A 26,054-nucleotide genomic window follows, 5' to 3' on the forward strand; every position below is an offset into this window, starting at 1 on the left:
TAATATCCATTTGGCAATGCGTATTTTTTTCTTTTTTATTTTCATAAAACAATAAAAAATTTATATATAATAATCTTTAGTATTAAAGCCTCTTGTTAGAGTACTACAAGTATTCTATGAAATATATGTTTTTATTCAATACTAGTATTATTTTTACTAAATATGTAATTGTTACAAAACACATTTCTCTGTAAGAAATGTATAATGTATTAAAATATTATTTTAAAATTAATAAAAAATTATTTATCCATTTTGGATAGGTTAATTGTTATAGTTTTTAAATTAATGTTAATTAACGATTTTTGTTTGTTCTTTATCGTATTCATTGGATATGAATATATTTATATGAACGTAAATATATATAAGAAGTCATGATTTATTTTTAGTAACTCTATGAAACGATAATAAAAAAATATTTTTTGATATAGATATCGTATAAGAATGCAATTCACATTTTTATATATTTTGTTTAAATCTAAATATATCATTATCATAATAAATACACTGCATCATAACACATATTTCTTCTAAACATAAGATACAGGAATACTATTTTGGTAATAGTTTGTACTTATAAATGATATTTAATTAAATAAAGTTATTAACATGTATAGATTATATTATATAATTTTGTTATTTAAATTTAATTTGCATTGTGTATGGGAGAGTAAATGATTTAGAATATTATATATGTGAATTTTTATTTTATCAATAAAATTCTTCAAATATCAATTTAAATAATATCCCATATTTGTGTGTTTAAAATATGGGATATTATTTAAATTGATATTGAAAGTATAATTCTTCAGATTGGAGTATTTACTTTCATGGAGAACAAAATTTATATGAAAATAGTTGAAGTTAAACATCCATTGGTACGTCATAAATTAGGGCTAATGCGTATTTGTGACATTAGTACTAAACGTTTTAGAGAATTATCTTCAGAATTAGGAAGTTTATTAACTTATGTAGCTACTGATGATTTAGAAATGGAAATAATAACTATTAAAGGGTGGTGTGGATTAGTAAAGATTGCACGTATTAAGGGAAAAAAAATAACGGTAGTACCAATATTGAGAGCTGGATTAGGTATGATGAATGGTGTATTAGAGCATCTTCCAAGCGCACGTATTAGTATAATAGGAATTTATCGTAATGAAATCACTCTTCAACCAATTCCATATTTTCATAAATTAGTTTCCAATATTAATGAACGTATGGCTATGGTGTTAGACCCTATGTTAGCTACTGGTGGATCAATAATTGCTACTATTGATTTATTAAAGAAATTTGGATGCAGTAATATAAAGGTGTTATCGATAGTAGCAGCTCCAGAAGGAATTAAAGCTTTAGAAGAAAAACATCCAGATATTGAATTATATTTAGCTTCTATAGATCAAAAAATTAATAAATATGGTTATATTATACCAGGATTTGGAGACGCTGGCGATAAAACATTTGGAACTAAATGATATATAATTGATTGCAGTTCAATATATTTTTAATTGTTTAAAAATATATTGAACTGCATAAATATTATAGCTATAATTGTTGTAGAAAATTTAATATCGATAATATAAAAACATGCATCCATGTTTATTTTTTTGGTAGCATTTTATTTACGCGATTAATTGTTATCAATTAGATAACGTAATACGATCTGATCATGATCAACTGGTTTAAAATGTTGAAATACTTGTTCGATCATTCCGGTTTGGTTTATTATGAAACTCACACGATGTATACCATTATATGGTTTACCCATAAATTTTTTTTCACCCCATACTCCAAATTTCTTGGCAATTTGGTTGTTTTCATCAGTAAGTAAAGTAAAGTTTAACATTTCTTTTTCAGAGAATTTTGCAAGTTTTTCTGATGTGTCGTTACTAATTCCAATTATTTCTATGTTCAATTTTCTAAATGCATGCATGTTATCTCTCAATTTACATGCCTGTATAGTGCATCCTGGTGTCATAGCTTTAGGAAAGAAATAAACAAGAATTTTTTTTATTCCTATAAAAGAATTCAGACTGATCAAAACACCATTTTGATCAGGTAAATTAAATTGAGGTGCTGTATCCCCAATTTGTAGTGGTATCATAATATAACACTCCATTAATAATTTAAATAGTTATATTTCATATAAAATAGTTTATTGTTGTCAGATTTTAATATTATTTTAAACGTATGTATAGAATATAAATAAATTTATTTAATAAAAAGTTTACGTTATACACGAACATGAAAAATTTGGAGTTTCATATAAAAAAGAATAAAAAACTATTTTTAAAAAATTTTTTAAATTACTATATTTTAGATGTTCTTAACGAATAATAATTTACTTATTAAGTAAAAATTTAATGAAAATAATTTCTATTTAATATAAAATATTAAACTGTAGTAAAAGATAAGCATGTTTATTAATAATATTATATATATAATTAAAAAATTAATTATAATGTTTATTACTATATGTATAGGATAGCCTAGTATTTTATTTGATATTTATTGTTATTTTATTTAGATTTTATTTACTAAATAACGATATTTTGTAGATTTTGTTTATTGGAGATAATAGTTCATGTTTACGGGAAGTATAGTGGCGTTAATTACCCCAATGGATCTCAATGGTGCTGTAGATCGAATGAGTTTAAAAAAACTTGTTGATCATCATGTAGTTAGTGGTACGTCAGCTATTGTCTCCGTTGGTACAACTGGAGAAATGTCTGGACTAACACATGAAGAGCACGTTGATGTAGTTATGCGCACCTTAGAGTTTAGTGATGGTAGAATACCCATTATAGCGGGTACTGGTGCTAATTCGACTGCCGAGGCTGTTGCATTAACTAATAAATTTAATGATAGTGATATAGCAGCTTGTTTAAGTGTTACTCCTTATTATAATTGTCCTAATCAAGAAGGATTATTTCAGCATTTTAAAGCTATCTCAGAAAGTACAGAACTGCCTCAAATATTATATAATGTTCCAGTACGTACTGGTTGTGATATGCTACCGGTTACTGTTGCCCGTTTATCAAACATAAAAAATATAGTGGGTATTAAAGAGGCGACAGGAAACTTAAATCGAGTAAATCAATTGAAACAGTTGGTTCATGAAAATTTTATTTTATTGAGCGGAGATGATTTAAGCGCATTAGATTTTATGCAACTTGGGGGGGGTGGAGTGATTTCCGTTACAGCAAATATTGCTGCGAAAGAAATGGCTGAGTTATGTAAGTTAGCTAATGAAAACGATTTTTTAAATGCACAATATATTAATCAACGTTTGATACCTGTACACCAAGCTTTATTTATTGATTCTAATCCAATTCCAGTGAAATGGGCTTGCAAAGAGTTAGGATTAATATCGCACGATGCTGCACGGTTGCCCATGACTGCTTTATCTGCAGTACATCGTGATGTATTAAAGAAAGTTTTAATAGATTCAGGATTATTTTAATAAATCATCATACTTATTTATGAATGAGTATTTATAAGGGCTATAATGTTAATTTTTTTAGAGATTCTGTCTGTGATATTATTGTCGGCTTGTTCTTTTGGAACGTATAAGGAATCTCGTTGTAAACTTAATGGTGATTTATCATATTTAGATACTACATCTTTGGTGGAATTAAATATACCGAAAGATTTAGATGTTGCATTGCCTATATCATATGATGATTATGTTGTTCCTAATATCAATATCGGTGATCAAGAAGTAGGTAAACAATTAAACATATGTCCTCCGTTAATTTTATCTACAGATATGTTAAATGAATCTTGTTTAATTAATGTTGAGGATTAATTTTAGTATAAAATATTAAATATAATCGCAGTATTTTTGTTGAGTTTGTTTTTAAACATATGCAGAATATAGTAAAACTATATATTTATTAATTTAGTATTGAAATAGTTTATATATGAAGTTCAACAATCACGTTCTTAGTTTCAGAGTTGTTGTCATAATATGTTATAAAATGTAACAATAATTATTGTATTTATCATTAAATCTGCTATTATCTTTTGATATATAGCGCTAAGCAATTTTAAATCAATCAAGTCAATGTATTCGTTAACTTTGTGGATTGTATGATTGAGAGCACCTAATTCTATGATTTCTGCCCCCATTTTAGCTATAAACCGCCCATCAGAAGTACCTCCTGTGGTTTCTAATCGAGGTTTAAATTTTTGATGACATTTAATTGCATTCACTACAACATTATATAATTTTCTAGGATTACTAAAATAAGGTTCCGCAGAAAGTTTCCAATCGATATTACAAGTTACTGTGTAACGCGCGAATATTTTACTTGTGTGTCGTTTAATGTCGTCAATAGAACATTTATCATTAAAGCGTATATTAAAATTTAATATAACCGTATGGGGTGTAACATTGTTGTTGTTACTATTAGAACAAATATTAGTCATTTGTATAACAGTAGGAGGAAATAGTATACTTTTTTCTTGATCCCATGTAGTGTGTAGTAAATCTGACAGAGCTGGAACGATTAAATGTATTGGATTTTTTAAAAATTGAGGATACGCTACATGGCCTTGTGATCCATGTATTGTTAGTTGTCCAAGAAGTGAACCCCGTCTACCATTTTTTATAATATCTCCCAGTTGATGTTGACTGGATGGTTCTCCTACTATGCAATAGTCTATATGTTCGTTACGTTTGATTAGAGATTCTACGACTTTTGTAGTTCCGTTGATGCCGCTTCCTTCTTCATCAGAAGTAATGAGAAATGCGATCCGTCCTTGATGATTGGGATGTTGATTGATAAAATTAGTAGCAGCTACTAACATAGCTGCTAATGCACCTTTCATATCAATCGCACCTCGTCCATGCAATATGTTATTATGTACTAATCCTGAGAACGGGGGGTAATCCCAAAGTTGCAAATCGCCAGGTTCAACCACATCAGTATGCCCAATAAACAGTAATGTACGGTTTTGTTGTTTTTTGAGACCATGAAATGCCCAAAGATTAAGAGTGTTGTCAAAACGCATTAATTCTATATCAAAATTGAATTTTGATAAATAATCTACAATTATTTTATGGCAACCATGATGATCTGGGTGTACTGAAGGTTGTTGAATTAATTTTTGAGCTAATTTTATTAGTGTTGAATCATTCATTTTTTGTTTTTCCGCAATAATAGTTGTGACAAAGTTATTGTGAAGTTAATCACTCACACGTTTAAACCCCATAATTTTATTAGTATAAAATTCATATGTATAAATTTATACAAACATATTGAAATAGATATTTTTTATGGAAAATTAAATATTGTTGGTAACCTGTTGATTTATGATGTTTTGAGTAATTTATATGATTTATTGATCACATAGTCTACGGTAAAGTCAAAAAATTTAAATAATTGATTGGATGGCGCTGATTTTCCAAATGTATTCATGCCAATGATTTCACCATGTAATCCAACGTACTTATGCCAATAGTCAGCGCTGCTAGCTTCGATAGCTATTCTATTAATTACTGAATTTGGTAATACGTATTCACGATATGATTGATCCTGCTGATCAAATATATCAGTAGAAGGCAATGAAATAACTCGTATTTTGTAACCTTCATCGGTTAATCGGTAATATGACTCTACTGCTAATGTTATTTCTGATCCAGTAGCGATTATAATTAATTCAGGAATATTTTGACAATCTTTCAGAATATATCCTCCGCGAGCAATGTTGCTAATTTGTATTGATGTGCGTTCTTGTTGTGTGAGATTTTGTCTAGATAAAATCAATACGGTTGGTCCACGATTTTCAATTGCTAATTTCCAGGCAACTGCTGTTTCTACTTGATCACAGGGACGCCATACTGTCAAATTGGGCGTCATACGTAAACTTGATAATTGTTCTACGGGCTGATGAGTTGGCCCATCTTCTCCTAATCCAATAGAATCATGAGTATAAATCATAATATGATGACTATTCATTAATGCTGCCATTCGAACTGCGTTGCGTGCGTATTCAGAAAATGTTAAAAATGTAGCAGTATAAGGTAAAAAAGTTCCATAATTAGCGATTCCGTTAGCAATAGCAGTCATTCCAAATTCACGTACACCGTAATGAATATAATTTCCGGAAGGATTTTGCATAATAGAACAAGATTGAGAGCAATCGGTCAAATTGCTGGGAGTTAAGTCTGCAGATCCACCAAAAAGTTCTGGTAATTTTCTCGAAAAAGATTCAATGATAATTTGAGAAGCTTGACGTGTAGCGATATTTTTGGAGTGTACCTGTAAATTTTCAATAAATTGTTGTGTGTCTTTATACCAATCATCAGGTAATTTTCGTTGTATTCGTCTTATTAATTCTTTTGCTAAATTAGGATAAGTAACCTGGTATTTATAAAACAGTTGTTGCCAGTTATTTTCCTTTTTTTGCCCTAGTATCGTAGCATTCCATAATTTATATATTTCTTTTGGAATGACGAATGGGGGTTCATTCCAATTCAGTGCTTTTCGAGTAGCAACAACTTCTTTTACTCCTAATGGTGCGCCGTGAGCGCTATGTGTTCCGCTTTTATTTGGAGATCCAAATGCAATAATAGTATTACATATTAACAATGACGGTCTATCTAATGTGGATTGAGCCTGATTAATTGCAGTTTTAACAGAATCCCTATTATGGCCGTCGATATTGCGTATTACATGCCATCCATAAGCTTCAAAACGCACGGCAGTATTATCTGTGAACCATTCTTGTACATTTCCGTCTATAGAAATGCCGTTATTATCATAAAATATAATTAATTTGTTTAATTTCATAGTTCCGGCTAGCGAGCAAACTTCATGAGAAATGCCTTCCATCATACATCCATCTCCTACAAATACATAGGTATAATGATTAATGATATTAAACTGTGCACGATTAAATTGAGCTGCTAGCGTCCGTTCAGCAATTGCAAACCCTACAGCGTTAGCAAGACCTTGTCCTAGTGGACCTGTTGTAACCTCAATCCCATCGGTATTCTCATATTCTGGATGACCGGGTGTTTTAGAATTTAATTGTCTAAAATTTTTTAAATCTTCTATGGATATTTTATATCCGGTTAAATGTAGTATGCTGTATAACAGCATTGATCCATGTCCATTAGATAAAACAAATCGATCTCTGTTAATCCAATTAGGATTATTTGGGTTATGGTTTAAGTAGTCTCTCCATAAGACTTCAGCGATATCGGCCATACCCATGGGACACCCAGGATGTCCAGAATTAGCTTTTTGTATAGCATCTATACTTAATATACGTATGGCATTAGCTAGTATTTTTTCTGATAACATAAAACGTTTTCCTAATGTTGAATATTTTAATCAAAAGGGCCATTAAATATTGTCTCTTATAGAGAATTATTGAATATGTTTAGTTTAATTTTTCCATAATTATTTTATTATTTTTTAAAAAAGTTGATTGATATATAGAAATAGATTTATTACATACTTTTTTTAAAAAATCAAATATACAGCATTTGATAGGTTGCATATGATTGATTTGCTTGATTAATTGTGTAGTAGTATTTCGTTAAGTGATCACGTTCATTTATAGCTATAGCTATCATGATTAAGTTAGTTGTATTAAAATTGGTGTTTGTAGTAATATTGTTGACGTAATATTTATTGTGGTAACAATGATTTTTATTTATTTTTTTGCATGTTAAGAGAATTGTAAATCCTATATTTTTAATAGTAGTACATATTGATGTATAACAGTTAAAAATAAGATTCATAAATAGAGAGATTAAACATAAATTATATAGATGATGGCTATACCGAATAGTATCAATATTTTTAATATTTTCTGTAATTACGGAATTTTTTTAAACCATTTGATTGATACATTGCTGACTCCGTATTTCAATTTATAATTGAGTAATATTGAAATATTATAATTATTTTAAATATATAAAGTGAAATATATTTTTTCAGTTTAAAATATTATTTATCGCTGTTTCATCTCTAATTCAAATGTGTTTTCAGTAATAAATATATTCGTATCACATATAAGTTGTGTCACATGTCGCAATATGTACTGTATGATTATTATGTATCTAGAAATCATTTATTAATTCATGTATATACATTTGTATGTAATGCAGTATTATTAAAATATTGAAAATTGTTATTGTTATCATTTAATATTAATTGTAACTTTTATTACATAACTATAAATATTATTATGGTTGAAGTGACGCTCTCGACATGCAGTTATTGCAGTATTAATTTTTTAGATCGTATCAAAATTACATATCTGTTTTCTTTTTTAATATGTTATATATAACACATAATAGAAAAATGATTTAAAATATGGGTATTATGTAACATTTAATGGAATTTAAGATTGTACCAGTTATTTAGTATATTACTTATTTTTCCACAATAAAATTTATATGGATATGTAGCATATATCCAATGCATAGTTGAACATAATGTTTTTAATGTGTTTAAAATAATTATTTTTTTTGTATTTTATTTCGTAACAGTCTACTTTGTTTAGGTTATAATTATAGTATATAACAAATGTTATTGTAATATTAATTATAATAAGAATTGTCTTAAACTGTATAAAAAGTAATCAAAATTTTTATACATACAGATGATCATTTGTTATATAAATCATTTATTGCAACAGAATTATTTTAATTTTAAATGTTTTAATTATTGATATAATTATATTGATAATGATTTTTTGGATTTTAAATCATCTTAATGCAGATATCCACATATTGTATAGGAATCATTTGTGAATTGTCTTTTATTTTATAAAATATTTTTATATGTTTTTTAAAAAAAATAATATTACTATATTTTATTATAAATTATAATATTGAATATGGTATTATTTTTACGGAGAGAATTATATATAATCTTCATGTAATATGATTAATGGAAAATTTTATTCGATTAATAATTAGCCAATATATGAAAATTCATCTATACAATAACAGATATCATCATAATATTATTAATTGATTACAAAACTTGTGTAAACATAAATTTTATCAAAGTTGATATCGTAATTGTATGTATTATGTATTATAGAATAATATTCTATTAACTGAAGGAATATCTCTATTTGATCGGGTATATGTTTGTATTCGGATATAATAATGATTAGTATACATACTATTTTAAACATAATGAAGTTAATAGTATTGTTATGTTGTGTTTTTTATGTTCCGGTACATGGAACTGTTTTATTAAATAGTTCTTATGACGTGTCTAGAGAATTGTTTTTAAAGATTAATTCTGATTTTATTAAATATTGGAAAGATCTTCATCCTGAGGATACGTTAATTATTCGTCAATCTCATGCAGGATCTACTAGACAAGCTATGGCAATATTACAAGGATTACGAGCGGATGTGGTTACATATAATCAAGTGATAGATATTCAAATTTTGTGTGATCGCGGACACTTAATTCCTAAAAATTGGCAAGATCGATTTCCAAATCATAGTTCTCCATTTTTTTCTACTATGGCTTTCTTAGTGAGGCGAGGCAACCCAAAGGGAATTCATAATTGGCATGATTTAACTAACGAAGGTCTGCAAATAATATTTCCTAATCCTAAAACTTCTGGTAATGGACGTTATACTTATTTAGCTGCTTGGAATTTTTTTTTAAAAAATAGCGACGGAAATATAGAACAAACTCGCATTTGGATGCAAAAATTTTTAAAGAATGTAGTGGTCTTTGATACTGGAGGACGTGCTGCTACTTCTACTTTTGTTGATCGTAATCAAGGAGATGTACTAATTAGTTTTGAATCTGAAGCAAAATTAGTCCAAGATCAATATGGATTTGATAGTTATGAAATTGTTATACCCACACCCAATATTTTGGTAGAATTTCCAGTAACTTGGATAGATAAAAATGTCATTAGAAATAAAACCAAAGATGTAGCACAGGCTTATTTAGATTACCTATACGTTCCTGCAGCACAAAAGATTATTACCAAGCTTGGGTATCGTGTTAATCCAAACGACATTGATCAGGTATATCAGAATGGATCATCTGGGAGTCAATTATTTAGGATAGAAGATCAACTTGGTAATTGGAAGACTATCATGAATACACATTTTACGCGTGGTGGTGAATTAGATCAATTGTTATCAATAGGACATCGTTGATGTTATTTTTTTCAGCTAAACGTACGTTACCTGGATTTGGAATGGCACTGGGCGGAAGTTTATTATTTGTTTGTTTGATTCTATTATTACCTTTGAGCGCGTTGATTATGCAATTATCTCAGATGAGTTTTTCTCAATATTGGGATATAATTACAGATCCAGAATTATTAGTTTCTTATAAAATCACTTTATTATCTGCTGGGTCAGCGACATTATTTAATGCTATATTTGGAATGTTAGTATCATGGGTAATAACTAGATATCAATTTCCTGGTCAGAAATTATTAGATGCATTAATAGATTTACCTTTTGCTTTACCTACCGCGGTGGCAGGACTAACTTTGGCAACATTGTTTTCAACATCAGGTTGGTACGGAATGTGGTTATACCGAGTTGGCATCACAGTATCGTATACGTGGATAGGAATATCCATTGCTATGATTTTTACAAGTATTCCATTTGTAGTACGGACTGTACAACCCGTTTTAGAAGAATTTACTATAGATTATGAAGAAGCAGCAGAAACTCTTGGAGCTGATCATTGGCAAATTTTTTGTAATGTAATTTTTCCGGAATTGGCACCAGCTTGGTTGTATGGTGTAGCGTTGTCTTTCATCCGAAGTTTAGGTGAATTTGGTGCAGTTATCTTTATAGCTGGAAATGTTGCTTGGAAGAATGAAGTTATTTCTTTAATTATTTTTATTCGTTTACAGGAATTTGATTACCCGGCAGCCAGCGCTATTGCTTCTGTAATTTTAATTATTTCTTTATTGTTGTTGTGTTTTACTAGTATGTTTCAATTACGAATAAACCAGAGGTTTAAAGGATCTTGATGATAATAAGCACGTTGAGTCATTACGTCAATAGACATTACAACAGTAATTATAACTGTAATATTAGGTGGAATCAATGGATTCTAATTAGTTTTACTTTGTTTATATCAATGATGTTATTGTTAGTTCCTTTAATTGTAATTTTTGTATCTGCTTTTTCAGAAGGTCTAAAAACAGTAATCATAAATCTAACAAATCAAGATATGATACATGCTGTTTTTTTGACAGTTATTGTAGCGCTATTTACGGTACCGATTAATGTATTTTTTGGTATATTAATGGCTTGGTTGATAACTCGTTTTCAATTTTATGGAAGACAGTTGTTGTATATTTTTATAAATATACCCATTGCTGTTTCTCCAGTAATTGCTGGATTATTGTATTTATTGTTTTATTCAAATAATAATATAATAGCAAATTGGCTTGATTTGAATAATATACAAATAATATTTACATGGGTAGGATTAGTATTAGTTACTATTTTTGTTACTTGTCCTTTTGTTGTACACGAGCTTGTTCCTATGATGATAAATCAAGGAAAACAGGAAGACGAGGCAGCGATACTTCTTGGAGCATCTGGTTGGATGATGTTTCGTTATGTTACTTTTCCGAATATTCGTTGGGCATTATTATATGGTGCTATTCTTACTAATGCTCGTGCTATTGGGGAATTTGGAGCGGTATCTATAGTATCAGGATTAATACGAGGTGAAACATATACTGTGTCGTTATATGTAGAATTATTATATCAAGATTATAATACTGTAGGTGCATTTGTTGCGGCGTCATTATTAGCTTGTATATCAATTTTTATGTTATTTATTAAACATTATTTACAAAGTCGTTTAAAACGTATTGATTAATATTATGATCAAAGGATAAGAAATGAGTATTGAAATAGATGGAATTACCAAATTTTTTGGTCATGATAAAATATTGACTAATGTTTCTTTGCATATTGAATCTGGAGAAATAATAGCGTTATTAGGACCATCCGGTTCTGGAAAAACAACATTACTACGTATTATTGCTGGGTTAGAACATTATAATAGTGGTTGTGTGCGTTTTAGAGGTAAAGATGTCAGTCATCTTAGCGCTCGTGATCGTCATGTTGGTTTTGTTTTTCAAAATTATGCTTTATTTCGTCATATGACAGTATCAGATAATATTTCTTTTGGAATAAGAATGCTCCCACGTCATAAACGCCCAAGTGTTCATATAATTAATAAAAAAGTTACACAATTATTAAGAATGATTCAATTAGAATGTTTAGCAAATAGATATCCCACTCAACTTTCTGGAGGTCAAAAGCAACGTGTAGCTTTAGCTCGTTCTTTAGCAATTGAACCAGAAATTTTGTTATTAGATGAACCATTTGGTGCGTTAGATACACAAGTGAGAAAAGAATTGCGTCGTTGGCTTCGCAAGTTGCATAATGAATTTAAATTTACTAGTGTTTTTGTGACGCATGATCAAGAAGAAGCTATGGAAGTTGCTAATAGGATAGTAGTCATGAATCGAGGAGTTATTGAGCAGATAGGTACACCTACAGACATTTGGTGTGTTCCGGCTACTCGTTTTGTTTTAGAGTTTATAAGCGAAGTTAATTGTTTACAGGGGGTAGTGTGTGGATCAGAGTTATTTATTGGATCTTATCATTGGTCTTTACCGTATATTCCGGATTTACAAGGAAAAGTAGAGTTATTTTTTCGTCCATGGGAAATGGATATAAGTAAAGAAAATAATGTGCTTTATCCGTTACCAGCTAAGATTGTTAATGTTAGTTTGCATGGTTATTATTGGCAATTGAGTGTGGAGCCTTTAGGGTGGCATCAAGATTTATTGACTATAATTTTAGGGATTAAAGATATTTTTGGTGTTCCAGAGTGTGGTTCACATTGTTATTTAAGTGGTCGTAATGCACGATTATATTCAGGAGAGATAGTATTATAAATAATGTTTTTTGAGATTCTGTAATTGCACGTGGTAGCGGTAGTATTGTTTTAAAATGTATGGTGTATATTATATAGATTATAGTGTGTTTAGGTGGATAATGTAAAATAATTGATAGTTTTCATGTTTAGTTGTTTTGGTGTGCAAAGTTATCTTTTTATTTATTAATTTTATAGTTTTAAGATGGTTGATTAATTAGATTAAAAAAGATGTTATAAAAAAATATATAGAATAATTAATATACATATATTAATTATTCTATATATCACATAGATGATTATATCCATATACTATATTGGTTATTTTATTTGATACATACAATATATGTGTAAATATCAGGTTTAATTTTTTATAATAAACTATTATATGATGGTTTATTTATAAAATTAAAAGAAATTTTTTTGTTACAAATCATATGGTTATATAAATATGATAATGTTTTAATCAAAAATAGTTTTATAATTTTTGTGTATTATTTGATACACGTGTATGCATAAGTAAATGCATTAATGATTCTGTGGTTGAATAATTTAATGCTTTTTGTGCTATTTTTTTTGCATCATGATAATATGAATTTCGAATTATATTTTTTATCTGTGGAATAGATATGGAGCTCATGCTAAATTCATCTAACCCCATTCCTAGTAATAACAGAGTAGTACGTTCATCTCCTGCCATTTCTCCGCACATAGCTGTCCATTTCCCTACAGCATGTGAAGCTTCGATTACTTTTTTAATTAATATTAAAATAGACGGAGATATGGGGTTATATAGATGAGATATTAATTTGTTGCCGCGATCCACTGCAAGAGTATATTGAGTTAAATCGTTAGTGCCGATGCTGAAAAAATCTACTTCTTTAGCTAAGTGATGAGCGATAATCGCAGAAGCAGGAGTTTCTATCATGACTCCTACTTTAATATTTTCGTCAAATTTTTTCCCTTCTTTTCGAAGTTGTGTTTTTAAAAAATTTAATTCTGTATTTAAAGTTTTTACTTCTTCTACTGAAATAATCATGGGATACATGATTCGCAATTTACCAAAAAAAGAAGCTCTCAAGATAGCACGTAATTGAGTATGTAGTATATCTTTTCTGTCCAACATAATGCGAATAGCGCGCCATCCAAGAAATGGATTTTCTTCGATTGGAAGATGCATGTAAGGTAAATTTTTATCACCTCCAATATCCATAACACGTATGACTATAGCTTCGTTAATCATTGATTCAGCTGCATGTTTATAGGCTTTAAATTGTTCCTCTTCTGTGGGCAATGAATTGCGATTCATAAATAAAAATTCAGTTCTATATAATCCTATACCTTCAGCTCCATTTTCTTTAGCTCTAACTATATCGTGTATTGTACCGATATTAGCGCATATTCGTACTTGATGTCTGTCGAGAGTAATAGCTGGGAGATTTTTTAATTTGGTTAGTTCATGTTTTTCAGTAATATATTTTTTTTGTAATATATTTATATTTTTAATGATGTTTGGGGTTGGATTGATATAAATTTTGTTATTTAAGGCATCGAGTATTACAAAGTCCCCATTGGAAACTCTTTTTGTAATTATACCGGTTCCTACGATGGCTGGTAATTCTAAAGAACGTGCCATAATGGAGGTGTGTGAAGTTTTTCCACCAGCATCAGTAATAAATCCTAAAACTTTTTTTAAATTTAATTGAGCAGTTTCTGATGGGCTCAAATCTACCGCAATAATGATTACTTCTTCAGTAATAGCATTTAAGTCAATAATTGGAATTCCTAGAATATTTTTTAATAAACGATTTCCAATATCTCGTACATCAGTAGCACGTTCTTTTAAATATTCATCTTCTAATTGTTCTAAAGCTTTTGCTTGGGTTTCGATTACTGAATGTACGGCGGCATCAGCGCTGAATAATTCTTCTTTAATAAGAGTAATAATATCTTGTTCGAGCTCTTCATCTTCTAGTAAGATAATATGACCTTCAAATATAGCTTCTTTTTTAGAGTCTAATTGTTTTTTTACTTTGTTTTTAATTTCTTTTAATTGCCTGGAAGTTTCAGCACGTCCTGAAAGAAATCGATTGATTTCTTGTTCAATGGTTCCAATATTGATTTTTTCTAAATTAATGAGGATTTTTTTTTCTTGTAATAGCAACGCTTTTCCGAAGGCGATGCCAGGTGATACTGAGATTCCTGAAATCATAATTCTACCTTCATTAGAGTTATAAATAATGTATTATACGAATATTAATTTGATTATATTGTATTTATTTAAGCTCAGTAATAAACTTGATTAAATGTTGCACTGCTTTTTCTGCATCTGTACCATCGGCAGAAATGATAACTGTGGAGCCTTTGCTTAAACCGAGTGTTTGTAGTTTAAACAAACTTTTAGCACTTGCTTTTTTTCCGTTAGAGATTACTGTAATTTCAGAATTAAATTTTTTTGCTGCTTTTACAAATTGAGTAGCTGGACGGGTATGTAAACCATTAGAAGCAGTGATTATAGTTTCTTTTTGATACATTTTTATCTCCATTTGATTCAATGATACGATGAGAATAATATTTCTCTGTAAATTTAATACAAATTAAACATTATTATTCATGAACATAAATGAATAAAATTGTTTGTGCATATAAATAATGTACTAATTTTTGTTTATTTTTATCTATATCACATTTAAAATAGAATATGTACTCAAAGATATTTTTCATTTGGATTACCTATTTTAATGTCTTAAAAAGATAGTATTCTATTTACATAATGTAATGAATTCAATATTTTTATAAATTCTGCAATAAATAAAATACATAAATTGTTTTTATCTATATAGAAATAAATAATAGAAAACACCTTATATGAATGTTTTCTATTTTTTTGAGTATCAATATAAAAATTTATTTTTTTATAACTTTGAAAATAATACGGTACTTAAATATCGTTCACCAGATGATGGAAGTATAACTACTATATTTTTAGTAGCATAGGACTTATTTTTTTGTAATTGTATCGCTGCTGCTAATGCGGCTCCTGAAGAAATTCCAGCTAAAATTCCTTCTTTTTCCATTAAATGCTTAGCGTAGCTAATAGCTGCATCTATGTTTACTGTTTCTACATGATCAATTAAAGTTAAGTCGAGATTTTTTGGGATAAAACCAGCACCAATACCTTGAATTTTGTGTGGCGCTGGTTTTATATTTTGACCAGATAATGTTTGGGTAATGATTGGAGAGTCTTCTGGTTCTACTGCTACAATAATAATTTTTTTATTTTTTTGTGTACGTTTTAAAAATCGTCCAACTCCGGTGATAGTACCTCCTGTACCAACTCCGGCTACAAATACATCTATTTGTCCATCCGAGTCATTCCAAATTTCAGGTCCTGTGGTTTTTTCATGAATTTCTGGATTTGCAGGATTGCTAAATTGTTGTAATAATACATAATGTTTAGGATCAGAAGAAACGATCTCTTTTGCTTTAGCAATAGCTCCTTTCATTCCATCATGTCCTCTTGTCAATATAATTTCAGCTCCTAAAGCTTTTATTAATTTAATACGTTCAATGCTCATGGTATCCGGCATGGTCAAAGTTAATTTATAATTTCGTGCAGCTGCTACGTAGGCTAGAGCAATTCCAGTGTTACCACTTGTTGCTTCTATAAGTCTCGTATCCAATTTTAATAAATTTCTTTTTTCTGCATCCCAAATCATATTAGCGCCAATACGACATTTAACACTAAAGCTAGGATTTCTAGATTCAATTTTAACCGCAATATAACCATTTCCAATATTATTAAGACGAACTAATGGAGTATGACCAATAGTATAAGAGTTATCTTGGTAGATTTTATACATACCTAATATTCCTTAAATGTTATTTAATATTACATAGAGTGTTTATATAGAAAATTTTTTCAAATATAGTTTGGATTAAAAATAAAAATATAGTTTTTTATTCTCATATAAATATTAGATTAAAATTAATTATTATGCATCAATTATAAACGGATAATTGATTATCATTTTTTTCGATATAAATAATTCATAAAAATTAATTTGATATTTAATTGATAATTAAATAGAAATTACATTAATCAATTGTATATTTGCAAGTATTTGTGTCGTAAAATATCAAATCATGTGTAAATGCAAGATAATCATTTTTAAGTATTAAATTAGTTATTGGAACCCAATATAATTAGGATGTTTATCTTATGAAATTTGTTAAAAAAAAAATACAAAACTTAAGAAAAAAATTACGTCATTGGGAATATGTATATTATACAAAAAATGAATCTGTAGTATCTGATGCAACGTATGATGCGATGTTATCAAAATTAAATCAGTTAGAACAAATGTATCCGAATTTAATGACAGAAAATTCTCCGACCCAACGTGTAGGAGGTATATCTCAATATAATTTTAAAAAAATACATCATAAGGTACCAATGTTATCTTTAAATAGTATCGTTGAATCACTTCAATTGTTATCATTCGATAAACGAATAAAGATAAAACTTCATGATAATCATATGATGTTATATTGTTGTGAATTAAAAATAGATGGGGTGGCAGTTAGTTTATTGTATAAAAATGGGAAATTAGTTTACGCAGCAACTCGAGGTGATGGTAAAATTGGAGAGGATGTTACCAAGAACATATGTACTATTCGTTCAGTACCTATTCATTTACAAATTGATGTTAATAACAAATATGGTACGTTACCATATTTGTTAGAAATTAGAGGAGAAGTATTTATATCTAAATTATGTTTTTTAAAATTGAATAAAATAACGATACAGCAAGGTGATAAACCTTTTTCTAACGCGAGAAATGCTGCTTCTGGTTCGTTACGTCAGCTAGATCCTGGTGTTACAGCTACACGTCCGTTGAGTTTTTATTGTCATGGTATTAGTAATTATGCTGGAGAAGAGGCATTACCAGATAGTCATTGGGAACGATTAAAATTATGTAAAAATTGGGGTTTACCAATTAGTAATTGTGTTCGTTTAATCAGAGGAGCTAATAAAGTATTAGAATATTATTCTTATATAAAAACAATACGATCCAATTTGGAATTTAATATTGATGGAATAGTTATTAAAGTGAATAGTTGTGCATATCAAAGTAAATTAGGTTGTGGATCAAAAGCACCTAATTGGGCTATTGCTTATAAATTTCCTTCGGAAATAAGTTCTACTAAAGTAGAGAATGTAATTTTCCAAGTTGGACGAACGGGTATTATTACTCCAATAGCTTGTTTAGAACCTATTGTAATTTCTGATGTTGTAATCAAAAAAGTAAACATGCATAACATGAATGAAGTTAAGCGACTTGGATTAATGATTGGTGATACAGTGCGTGTACAAAGATCTGGTGACGTGATTCCTAAAATTGTAGGAGTAGTTTTTTCAGAACGCACTGATCATGTAAAAACTATAGAGTTACCGCGATTTTGTCCGGTATGCGGGTCTCGTATTAAAACATGGCGCAATCAATCAGTTTTGCGCTGTACGGCTGGATTAGCGTGTCTTGCTCAAAGAAAGGCAGCACTTGAACATTTTGTTTCTAGAAAAGCAATGAACATTTACGGAATGGGAAATAAAATTATTGATCAATTAGTGAACCAGGGTTTAATATTTACTTCATCTGATCTTTTTCGTTTAAATAAAAATAAGTTACTTTGTCTAGATGGATTTAGTTTGGAAAACATTGAACGTTTATTAAGGTCTATCGAGGATTCTAAAAAAATTACTTTGGCTCGTTTTATATATGCATTGGGTATTTATGGTGTAGGTGAAACAGTAGCTAATAATTTAGCTGTTGTGTATCAAACCATAGGAAATTTAGTTGCGGCTGATTTACAATCATTATCACATTTAAAATATATAGGGCCAATTGTAGCGAATAACATATATCATTTTTTTAGAAATCCAGATAACTTAAAAAATGTTCAAGATTTAATTGATCCTTCTATTGGTATTCAGTTAAATACTATCGTATGATAATGAAAATTTAAAAGATTAACAGAATCATAGGTATGATGTAAAATTAGAATTTTGTGTCTTATACAATATTTATAGATATATAGAAAGGAACTTACATGCAAATTGGGGTGGTGAATAACGTAACCGGTTTAATAAATAGAGTTTTATTCGTTTGAATTCAATTGTAAAATGAATGGATATATTTTTTAATTCGGTGTGTTGGTTTAATTAAGTTTGATGGGCATTGATATGATTATTTGAAACAATCACAAATTGTCATCAGGGGTGAAAATAGATACATAAATACAATTTGGGTCGTGCAGGAGTCGAACCTGCGACCAATTGATTAAAAGTCAACTGCTCTACCTTCTGAGCTAACGACCCTAAAATAAAAATTATAATGACTATAAAATAGGTGATGGCGGGTTCGAACCGCCGACCCTCTCCTTGTAAGGGAGATGCTCTACCAAACCTGAGCTAATCACCTCGTCTGTTGAATTGAATTATATGGATTCATTGGTACGAGTCAATGGGTTTTTATAAAAATAGAGATTTTTGATTGTATTTTATTGACTTAACATCAAATTATATTTTGTTTTGACTTAAATGAGTAAATTATATGATTACCTATATTCATCAGGTACTTAATTTGTATGCATATTAAAACTCGATTCGCACCTAGTCCTACAGGTGATATACATATTGGGAGTATTCGTACTGCTTTGTATTCTTGGTTATTTACTCGAAAGCAAGGTGGTAAATTTTTATTACGTATAGAAGATTCTGATGCACAACGCTCTATAGATGACTCAGTTGAGCTTATTCTTACAGGAATGAATTGGCTTAATTTAAATTGGGATGAAGGTCCATATTTTCAAACTGATAGGTTAAGCCGTTATAATAGTATAATAACTTATATGATTCAACATGGTATGGCTTATAAATGTTATTGTTCATCAGAAAGGTTAGAATTATTGCGATCAAATCAAATAAAAAATGGAGAAAAACCTAAATATGATGGTTATTGTCGTTTTACATCATCTACAGCTGCATATAATGCTTGCGTTAATTCTTATGTGGTACGTTTTTGTAATCCTCAGGAAGGGATAGTAACATTCCATGATCAAATTAGAGGTACAATTACATTTGACAATAAAGAGTTAGATGATCTAATTATTCGTCGATCTGATGGATCTCCAACATATAATTTTTGTGTTGTAATAGATGATATGGATATGCAAATTACCCATATCATACGAGGTGAAGAACATATTAACAATACTCCGCGTCAGATTAATATTTTACAAGCATTGAAAGCTCCAATACCAACGTATGCTCATGTGTCAATGATATTAGATAATAATTTAAAAAAACTATCAAAACGCTGTGGAGCGTGGGGTATTATGCAATATCGTAATGATGGGTTTCTCCCTGAAGCAATACTGAATTATTTAGTAAGGTTAGGATGGTCTCATGGAGATCAAGAAGTTTTTACTCTGGAACAGATGAAAAAATATTTTGATTTGAGCAAGATTAGTAAATCTCCTAGTATTTTAAATACTGAAAAATTACTTTGGTTGAATCATCATTATATTAATCATTTACCAATAGACTATGTAGCTTCACATTTATTATGGCATATGCGTCAACAAAAAATCGATATACAAAATGGCCCTAAATTGACTGATATAATAAAATTATTTGCAAAACGTTCACGTACATTAAAAGAAATTGCAAATAATTGTCGTTATTTGTATACAGATTTTGATATATTTGATAATAAGGTAGCAAAGATCTATTTAACACCTATTATGATAATGCCACTAAAATTTTTAAGAAAAAAATTCAGTATTACAGTTGATTGGACGCCAGAGATTGTTAAATCTATAATTATAGAAACCGTCAATGAATTTAATACTAGCATAGATAAAATAGGTATGCCTCTTCGTGTAGCATTAACTGGAACAGTTTGTTCTCCAACACTTAGCATCATTATACATACTATTGGGCGGTTTCGTGTATTGAAGCGTATTGATCAGGCTGTACGCTATATTTCAACATTGTATTGTTATAGGTAAAAATAATAGAAATTTTTATTTATTTGATATTCATATACTTTGAATTTCTTATATAAAGTTTGATTTGTATGTATAACATGGTGTTGTAATAGTTATTATTGTTCAATAAAATAAAAATATACAAACATTGATATTGTTTTTTAGGAAACAGAGAAATAAAGGGAGAGATCTGTGCGCAACTATTTGTATATTTTATAACGGGGCTGTAGCTCAACTGGGAGAGCGCTTGCATGGCATGCAAGAGGCTGGCGGTTCAATTCCGCTTAGCTCCATTTATTTTTTATATTATATATAGAATGTGAACTATTAATCTTTATGTATGTGTATTTTTATTTTATTTGTTATGTTTGTAAGATTGTGTTTTGATTACATCAAAATAAAATTGTTTACTACATATAATTTAGATTGTTGATAGCTTTGGTTTTCAATGTATATGCAATGTTTTTATTTATTTTTAATTGTTAGTAATAATCATATAACTAAACCAACTATTGTGGCGGATAGCATATTGATGAGCGTAGAGCTATATATTAGTTTTAATCCGTAATGTGTAATTATATTACCCTGTTTTTCATTCAATGCTTTAATAGCACCTGTAACAATACCAATAGATGAGAAATTAGAAAATGAAACCAAGAACACTGATACTATTCCTACAGTTTGGGGTGATAAATCACCAGCAATTGTTTGTAAATTGATAATCGCAATAAATTCATTAGAAATTAATTTAATTGCCATAATACTGCTGACTGGTAGTATTTCATCAATAGGTATACCTATAACCCAAGCAAAAGGAAAAAAAAAGTATCCTAAAATTTCTTGTAAAGATATATTAAACAATATTTTAAATGTTGAATTAAGAGCAGAAATAAGCGCAATAAATCCTATCAACATTGCGGCAACAGTAACAGCTATTTTGAGTCCAATTAAAATATATTCTCCTATAATTTCGAAAATATTTTGATTATTAATGTAGAAATTGGTGATATCTAGGTCATTTTCTTTGTCTACTATGTAAGGATTAAGTAATGATAGTATGATAAAAGCGCTAAACATATTTAATGTTAATGCCGCTACAACATATTTTGGATCTAACATGGTCATATAAGCTCCAATTATGGAGAGAGACACAGTGGACATGGCAGTTGCCGCCATGGTATACATTCGTGGTGCAGATATTTTTTCTATAATATTTTTGTATACTATAAAATTTTCAGATTGCCCTAAGATCAATGAACTAACAGCATTGAAGGATTCTAGCCTTCCCATTCCATTGATTTTAGACAGAATAGTTCCGATTATTCGAATAGAAAATGTTAAAATATGAGTATATTGTAAAATACCAATTAAAGCGGAAATAAAAATTATTGGACATAATATATTTAAGAAAAAAGTAGCTAATCCTTGCGCGCACATACCTCCAAACACAAAATTTGTTCCTTCTGATGCAAACATCGATAGTGTATTAAATAAAGTACATAATTTTCTTACAGAAGAAGATCCTAATTGGGAATGTAAAATAACATACCCAAAAAAAATTTCTATTATTAATAGTTGGACAATGAAGCGTATGCGAATACTTTTTGGATTAGTGCTTACCAGTAATGACAGAGTTACTATTGCGGAAAATCCTAAGATAAAATGCAAAATGCGAACCACAATATTTACTCCATTAATATAATACAGAAGTTGTTTGATTTTTCTATATAAAATGGCAATTAAATAAAATTAGTTGTACACCTTATGATTCAATGAAAACTCTATTTGTACGTTACAGTATTATAGGTTATCAAAAGATAATTAATGGATTTAAAAAAGTATAATTTAAAAAGTTAGCCTATGCTATACTTATTTTTATTTGAAACTATACCCATCTATAGGAAATGACATCTTAAAATTTCGATCGTTAATCATATATTGCCTATTATAGTGTAATTACTTTATTTAAGTATAAAAAAATAAGATCGAATAAGATGATTCTATGAAGATTGTTAAGTATGCTAAATGAGCAAGATTCAGTAGTGGAACATCGATCTACAAGAAAAATTAAGTTTGCGTTGCTTGGTCCTGCTTTTATAGCTGCTATTGGATATATCGATCCTGGAAATTTTGCAACTAATATACAAGCTGGAGCTACTTTTGGTTATCAGTTGCTGTGGGTTGTAGTATGGGCAAATATAATGGCTATGTTAATTCAATTACTTTCTGCAAAATTAGGAATTGCCACTGGTAAGAATTTGGCAGAACATATTCGAGATCAATTTCCAAGATCAGTGGTATGGATGTACTGGATCCAAGCTGAAGTTATTGCTATGGCTACGGACTTAGCGGAATTTATTGGAGCTGCGATTGGATTTCAAATATTACTCGGTATATCTTTATTACAAGGTGCATTCTTGACAGGTTTGATTACTTTTTTAATTTTAACTTTGCAAAGGTATGGAAAAAAACCATTAGAATTTGTTGTGGGAGGTTTGTTATTTTTTGTTGCAATTACTTATGTTATTGAGCTTTTTTATTCAAAACCTAAATTTATTATGTTAGGTATGAGCATGTTACTTCCAATACTTCCAAATAGAGAAGCAGTATTTTTGTCAGCAGGAGTGTTAGGCGCTACGATTATGCCGCATGTTATTTATTTGCATTCTTCTCTTACTCAAGATGACAGCATACCTGCAAGTAGATCTGAGCGATATTCTTCTACAAAATTGGATGTTGCAATTGCAATGACTATTGCTGGTTTTGTAAATTTATCTATGATGGCTACTGCAGCAGCGGTGTTTCATTATGGTGGATATACTGGTATTTCCAATTTAGATGAAGCTTATTTAACATTGTCTCCTTTGTTAAATCATACTGCTGCTATAGTTTTTGGTTTAAGTTTAACAGCGGCTGGATTATCTTCAACAGTAGTAGGTACTTTAGCGGGTCAAGTAGTCATGCAAGGATTTGTTCGCTTTCACATTCCTTTGTTATTGCGCCGTGTTATTACTATGTTGCCTTCATTTATAGTTATTTCTTTTGGAATTGATTCCACACGTATTTTAATAATGAGTCAAGTTTTACTTAGTTTTGGTATTGCTCTTGCATTAATACCGTTGTTAGTATTCACTGGAGATGTTAAATTAATGAGTGAATTAGTAAATTCTTTATGGATTAAATTAGTTGGTTGGTTAATAACAATAATAGTAATAATTTTGAACATATATTTATTAATTGGTATTATTGTTTGATTGTATTAATGAATTGATTACTTTATTTTAAAAAATTCTCTGTTTTACTGCGTAGTGGTTCGTTTATATATGTTTTCGCTGTTATTAAAATTTATTTTTATTTAATTAAGTAAACGTTTTATAGATTTATATATAAAGGTAAAGATTAGTAGCGCATTATTATATTTATTATATAAATATAATAATGCGCTATTTTCATATTAAATGACAATGTTGAATGGTATTTGTTTGAAATTGTTTAATTTAATAGTAACTAGATTATATTTGATGTTGTATTAATAAATACACACTTTAAGTGTATTTATATCAGATAATATGCTGTATGATTGTAAACAGCTAACTATATATTATGTCTTCGAAAGGAATCGAACCTGTAATTAGCCTTTAGGAGAGGCTTGTTATATCCTTTTAACTACGAAGACTTTTTTAATTAATTATATATTAATATAAAATTATTATGTTTTATGAACATACAGAATCCATGTATGTTGTTTATATGTTGTTTTAGGATACTTCAAAATGGTAGATGTTTTATCATATATAAAGCAGATGCGTATGTGTATAGAAGCATTTAAAATATAATATTTTTAAAAATAATTGTATTGGTCCAACACATATAATATGATATTTTTTTATGTTTTGATTTTAAATGAATAGTTACACAAGTATTATGTATGGTTTTAGTAAACATCTATATATATTTTTTTAATTTAATTTTACATTTTTAGTTTGAATCTTATTATATTTTGTCGCATTGTGCGCGTTGTCTAAGTAGATGATCCATTATAACAATAGCCACCATAGCTTCTGCGATGGGTACTACTCTAATTCCTATGCAAGGATCGTGTCGTCCTTTAGTAATTACTCTGGTTTCTTTGTTTTCGCATGTAATGGTTTTTCCTGGAACTGTTATACTGGAGGTCGGTTTAATAGCTATGTGCATGATTACTGGTTGCCCATTACTAATACCACCTAATATTCCTCCAGCATTATTGCTGTTAAATCCATTTAATGTCATTTCGTCTCGATGCTCGCTACCATATTTAGTAATAACTGAAAATCCATCCCCAATTTCTACACCTTTTACTGCGTTAATGCTCATCAATGCATGGGCTAAATCAGCATCCAGTCGATCGAATACAGGTTCACCTAAACCAACTGGTATATTTTCCGCTATTATTGTTATTTTTGCTCCAATAGAGTCCCCAGATTTTTGTAAATTATTTATTAATGTGTCTAATGCAGTTAATTGGTCAACATCTGGGCAAAAGAATGGATTATTATTAACTTGCTCCCAATCTTTTAAATTGCAATGAATGTTACCCATTTGCGCTAAAAATCCACGAATTTTTATATTTTTTTTATTAAAAAGATATTTTTTAGCAACTGCTCCTGCTGCTACTCGTATTGCCGTTTCACGTGCTGAAGAACGTCCTCCGCCACGGTGATCTCTTAAACCGTATTTTTTTTCATAAGTATAATCAGCGTGTCCAGGACGGTATAGGTTTTTTATTTTTTCATAATCTTGAGATCGATGATCAGTATTTTTAATGATTAATCCTATGCTAGTGCCCGTTGTTTTTCCATTAAAAACACCAGATAAGATTTCTATCGTATCTAATTCTGATCGTTGACTAGTGTAACGAGAAGAACCCGGCCGTCTACGATTTAGATCGTATTGAAGATCTTTTTCTGTTAAAGGAAGATTTGGAGGCACTCCATCTATAATACCACCTAGTGCAGATCCGTGTGATTCTCCAAATGTTGTAACCCTAAAAAATTGTCCGATACTATTACCAGCCATTGTTAAAATTTCCTAATTTGTTGA

Annotated in this window: 18 protein-coding genes and 4 tRNA genes; 11 read left to right on the forward strand and 11 right to left on the reverse strand. The window is 29.3% G+C overall.

Features of this window, described 5'->3' with window-relative positions:
• The first annotated feature begins 845 nt into the window (after window positions 1-845).
• Complete coding sequence (gene upp / locus M9397_RS00005) at window positions 846-1,472, forward strand: uracil phosphoribosyltransferase (protein ID WP_250226944.1); 627 nt, start codon at window positions 846-848, stop codon at window positions 1,470-1,472.
• A 155-nt stretch (window positions 1,473-1,627) separates the two neighbouring features.
• Here upp and bcp read toward each other — a convergent pair whose 3' ends face one another.
• On the reverse strand, window positions 1,628-2,101 hold the full coding sequence (gene bcp / locus M9397_RS00010; protein WP_250226945.1) for a thioredoxin-dependent thiol peroxidase: 474 nt from the start codon (window positions 2,099-2,101) through the stop codon (window positions 1,628-1,630).
• Between the two features lie 480 nt (window positions 2,102-2,581).
• Between bcp and dapA the strand changes: the two genes are divergently transcribed.
• Together dapA and M9397_RS00020 are read left to right on the forward strand one after the other, a co-directional pair.
• Entirely contained in the window at window positions 2,582-3,460 is an 879-nt protein-coding gene (dapA, locus tag M9397_RS00015; RefSeq protein ID WP_250226946.1) for a 4-hydroxy-tetrahydrodipicolinate synthase, read from the forward strand.
• Window positions 3,461-3,505: 45 nt separating this feature from the next.
• On the forward strand, window positions 3,506-3,805 hold the full coding sequence (locus tag M9397_RS00020; RefSeq protein ID WP_250259727.1) for an outer membrane protein assembly factor BamC: 300 nt from the start codon (window positions 3,506-3,508) through the stop codon (window positions 3,803-3,805).
• A gap of 155 nt (window positions 3,806-3,960) precedes the next feature.
• Here the strand turns inward: M9397_RS00020 and dapE are convergent, their stop codons facing one another.
• Both dapE and tkt read right to left on the reverse strand, forming a co-directional pair.
• On the reverse strand, window positions 3,961-5,142 hold the full coding sequence (gene dapE / locus M9397_RS00025) for a succinyl-diaminopimelate desuccinylase (RefSeq protein WP_250226948.1): 1,182 nt from the start codon (window positions 5,140-5,142) through the stop codon (window positions 3,961-3,963).
• Window positions 5,143-5,312: 170 nt separating this feature from the next.
• Window positions 5,313-7,310 carry a transketolase gene (gene tkt, locus M9397_RS00030; RefSeq protein WP_250259729.1) on the reverse strand — a complete coding sequence of 666 codons (1,998 nt, stop codon included), beginning with the start codon at window positions 7,308-7,310 and terminating at the stop codon, window positions 5,313-5,315.
• A 1,853-nt stretch (window positions 7,311-9,163) separates the two neighbouring features.
• Between tkt and cysP the strand changes: the two genes are divergently transcribed.
• Genes cysP through cysA form a run of 4 tightly spaced genes read left to right on the forward strand, consistent with a single transcriptional unit; the run spans window position 9,164 to window position 12,942 of the window.
• Window positions 9,164-10,156: a thiosulfate ABC transporter substrate-binding protein CysP gene (cysP, locus tag M9397_RS00035; RefSeq protein WP_250226950.1), complete on the forward strand. Its 993-nt coding sequence runs from the start codon at window positions 9,164-9,166 to the stop codon at window positions 10,154-10,156.
• A complete protein-coding gene (gene cysT, locus M9397_RS00040) occupies window positions 10,156-10,989 on the forward strand; it encodes a sulfate/thiosulfate ABC transporter permease CysT (protein ID WP_250226951.1) in 834 nt (277 codons plus the stop codon). Before cysP ends, cysT begins: the two co-directional genes overlap by 1 nt.
• Window positions 10,989-11,852 (forward strand): sulfate ABC transporter permease, encoded by an 864-nt coding sequence (locus M9397_RS00045; protein WP_420022203.1) that lies wholly within the window; start codon window positions 10,989-10,991, stop codon window positions 11,850-11,852. The genes cysT and M9397_RS00045 overlap by 1 nt, the downstream gene beginning before the upstream one ends.
• Window positions 11,853-11,874: 22 nt before the next feature.
• Complete coding sequence (gene cysA / locus M9397_RS00050) at window positions 11,875-12,942, forward strand: sulfate/thiosulfate ABC transporter ATP-binding protein CysA (protein ID WP_250226952.1); 1,068 nt, start codon at window positions 11,875-11,877, stop codon at window positions 12,940-12,942.
• Window positions 12,943-13,398: 456 nt separating this feature from the next.
• Here the strand turns inward: cysA and ptsI are convergent, their stop codons facing one another.
• From ptsI to cysK, 3 genes are all read right to left on the reverse strand, one after another.
• Window positions 13,399-15,132, reverse strand: a complete 1,734-nt coding sequence (gene ptsI, locus M9397_RS00055) for a phosphoenolpyruvate-protein phosphotransferase PtsI (protein ID WP_250226953.1) — start codon at window positions 15,130-15,132, stop codon at window positions 13,399-13,401.
• A 64-nt stretch (window positions 15,133-15,196) separates the two neighbouring features.
• Window positions 15,197-15,454 (reverse strand): HPr family phosphocarrier protein, encoded by a 258-nt coding sequence (locus M9397_RS00060; protein ID WP_250227218.1) that lies wholly within the window; start codon window positions 15,452-15,454, stop codon window positions 15,197-15,199.
• Between the two features lie 381 nt (window positions 15,455-15,835).
• The gene (gene cysK / locus M9397_RS00065) at window positions 15,836-16,783 is read right to left on the reverse strand and encodes a cysteine synthase A (RefSeq protein WP_250226954.1); all 948 of its coding nucleotides are present in this window, start codon (window positions 16,781-16,783) and stop codon (window positions 15,836-15,838) included.
• A gap of 359 nt (window positions 16,784-17,142) precedes the next feature.
• On the opposite strand from cysK, the gene ligA reads away from it, so the two are divergent.
• A complete protein-coding gene (ligA, locus tag M9397_RS00070) occupies window positions 17,143-18,933 on the forward strand; it encodes an NAD-dependent DNA ligase LigA (RefSeq protein WP_250259732.1) in 1,791 nt (596 codons plus the stop codon).
• 293 nt (window positions 18,934-19,226) lie between these two features.
• On the opposite strand, the gene M9397_RS00075 is transcribed toward ligA, so the two are convergent.
• Together M9397_RS00075 and M9397_RS00080 are read right to left on the reverse strand one after the other, a co-directional pair.
• Window positions 19,227-19,299 (reverse strand) — tRNA-Lys (locus M9397_RS00075).
• Between the two features lie 28 nt (window positions 19,300-19,327).
• A tRNA-Val gene (locus M9397_RS00080) sits at window positions 19,328-19,402 on the reverse strand.
• A gap of 166 nt (window positions 19,403-19,568) precedes the next feature.
• Here M9397_RS00080 and gltX point away from each other — a divergent pair.
• Entirely contained in the window at window positions 19,569-20,993 is a 1,425-nt protein-coding gene (gene gltX, locus M9397_RS00085) for a glutamate--tRNA ligase (RefSeq protein ID WP_250226956.1), read from the forward strand.
• 199 nt (window positions 20,994-21,192) lie between these two features.
• Window positions 21,193-21,265, forward strand: a tRNA-Ala gene (locus tag M9397_RS00090).
• Between the two features lie 199 nt (window positions 21,266-21,464).
• Here the strand turns inward: M9397_RS00090 and M9397_RS00095 are convergent.
• Entirely contained in the window at window positions 21,465-22,652 is a 1,188-nt protein-coding gene (locus M9397_RS00095; RefSeq protein WP_250226957.1) for a NupC/NupG family nucleoside CNT transporter, read from the reverse strand.
• Between the two features lie 338 nt (window positions 22,653-22,990).
• Here M9397_RS00095 and M9397_RS00100 point away from each other — a divergent pair, with 338 nt between their 5' ends.
• Window positions 22,991-24,226 carry an Nramp family divalent metal transporter gene (locus tag M9397_RS00100; protein ID WP_250259734.1) on the forward strand — a complete coding sequence of 412 codons (1,236 nt, stop codon included), beginning with the start codon at window positions 22,991-22,993 and terminating at the stop codon, window positions 24,224-24,226.
• Window positions 24,227-24,576: 350 nt separating this feature from the next.
• Here M9397_RS00100 and M9397_RS00105 read toward each other — a convergent pair.
• Both M9397_RS00105 and aroC read right to left on the reverse strand, forming a co-directional pair.
• Window positions 24,577-24,648 (reverse strand) — tRNA-Arg (locus tag M9397_RS00105).
• 317 nt (window positions 24,649-24,965) lie between these two features.
• Window positions 24,966-26,030: a chorismate synthase gene (gene aroC / locus M9397_RS00110; RefSeq protein WP_250226959.1), complete on the reverse strand. Its 1,065-nt coding sequence runs from the start codon at window positions 26,028-26,030 to the stop codon at window positions 24,966-24,968.
• Window positions 26,031-26,054 lie beyond the last annotated feature (24 nt).

The organism is Blochmannia endosymbiont of Camponotus sp. C-003, assembly GCF_023585685.1.
In the GTDB taxonomy this organism is placed as follows: Bacteria; Pseudomonadota; Gammaproteobacteria; order Enterobacterales; family Enterobacteriaceae; genus Blochmanniella.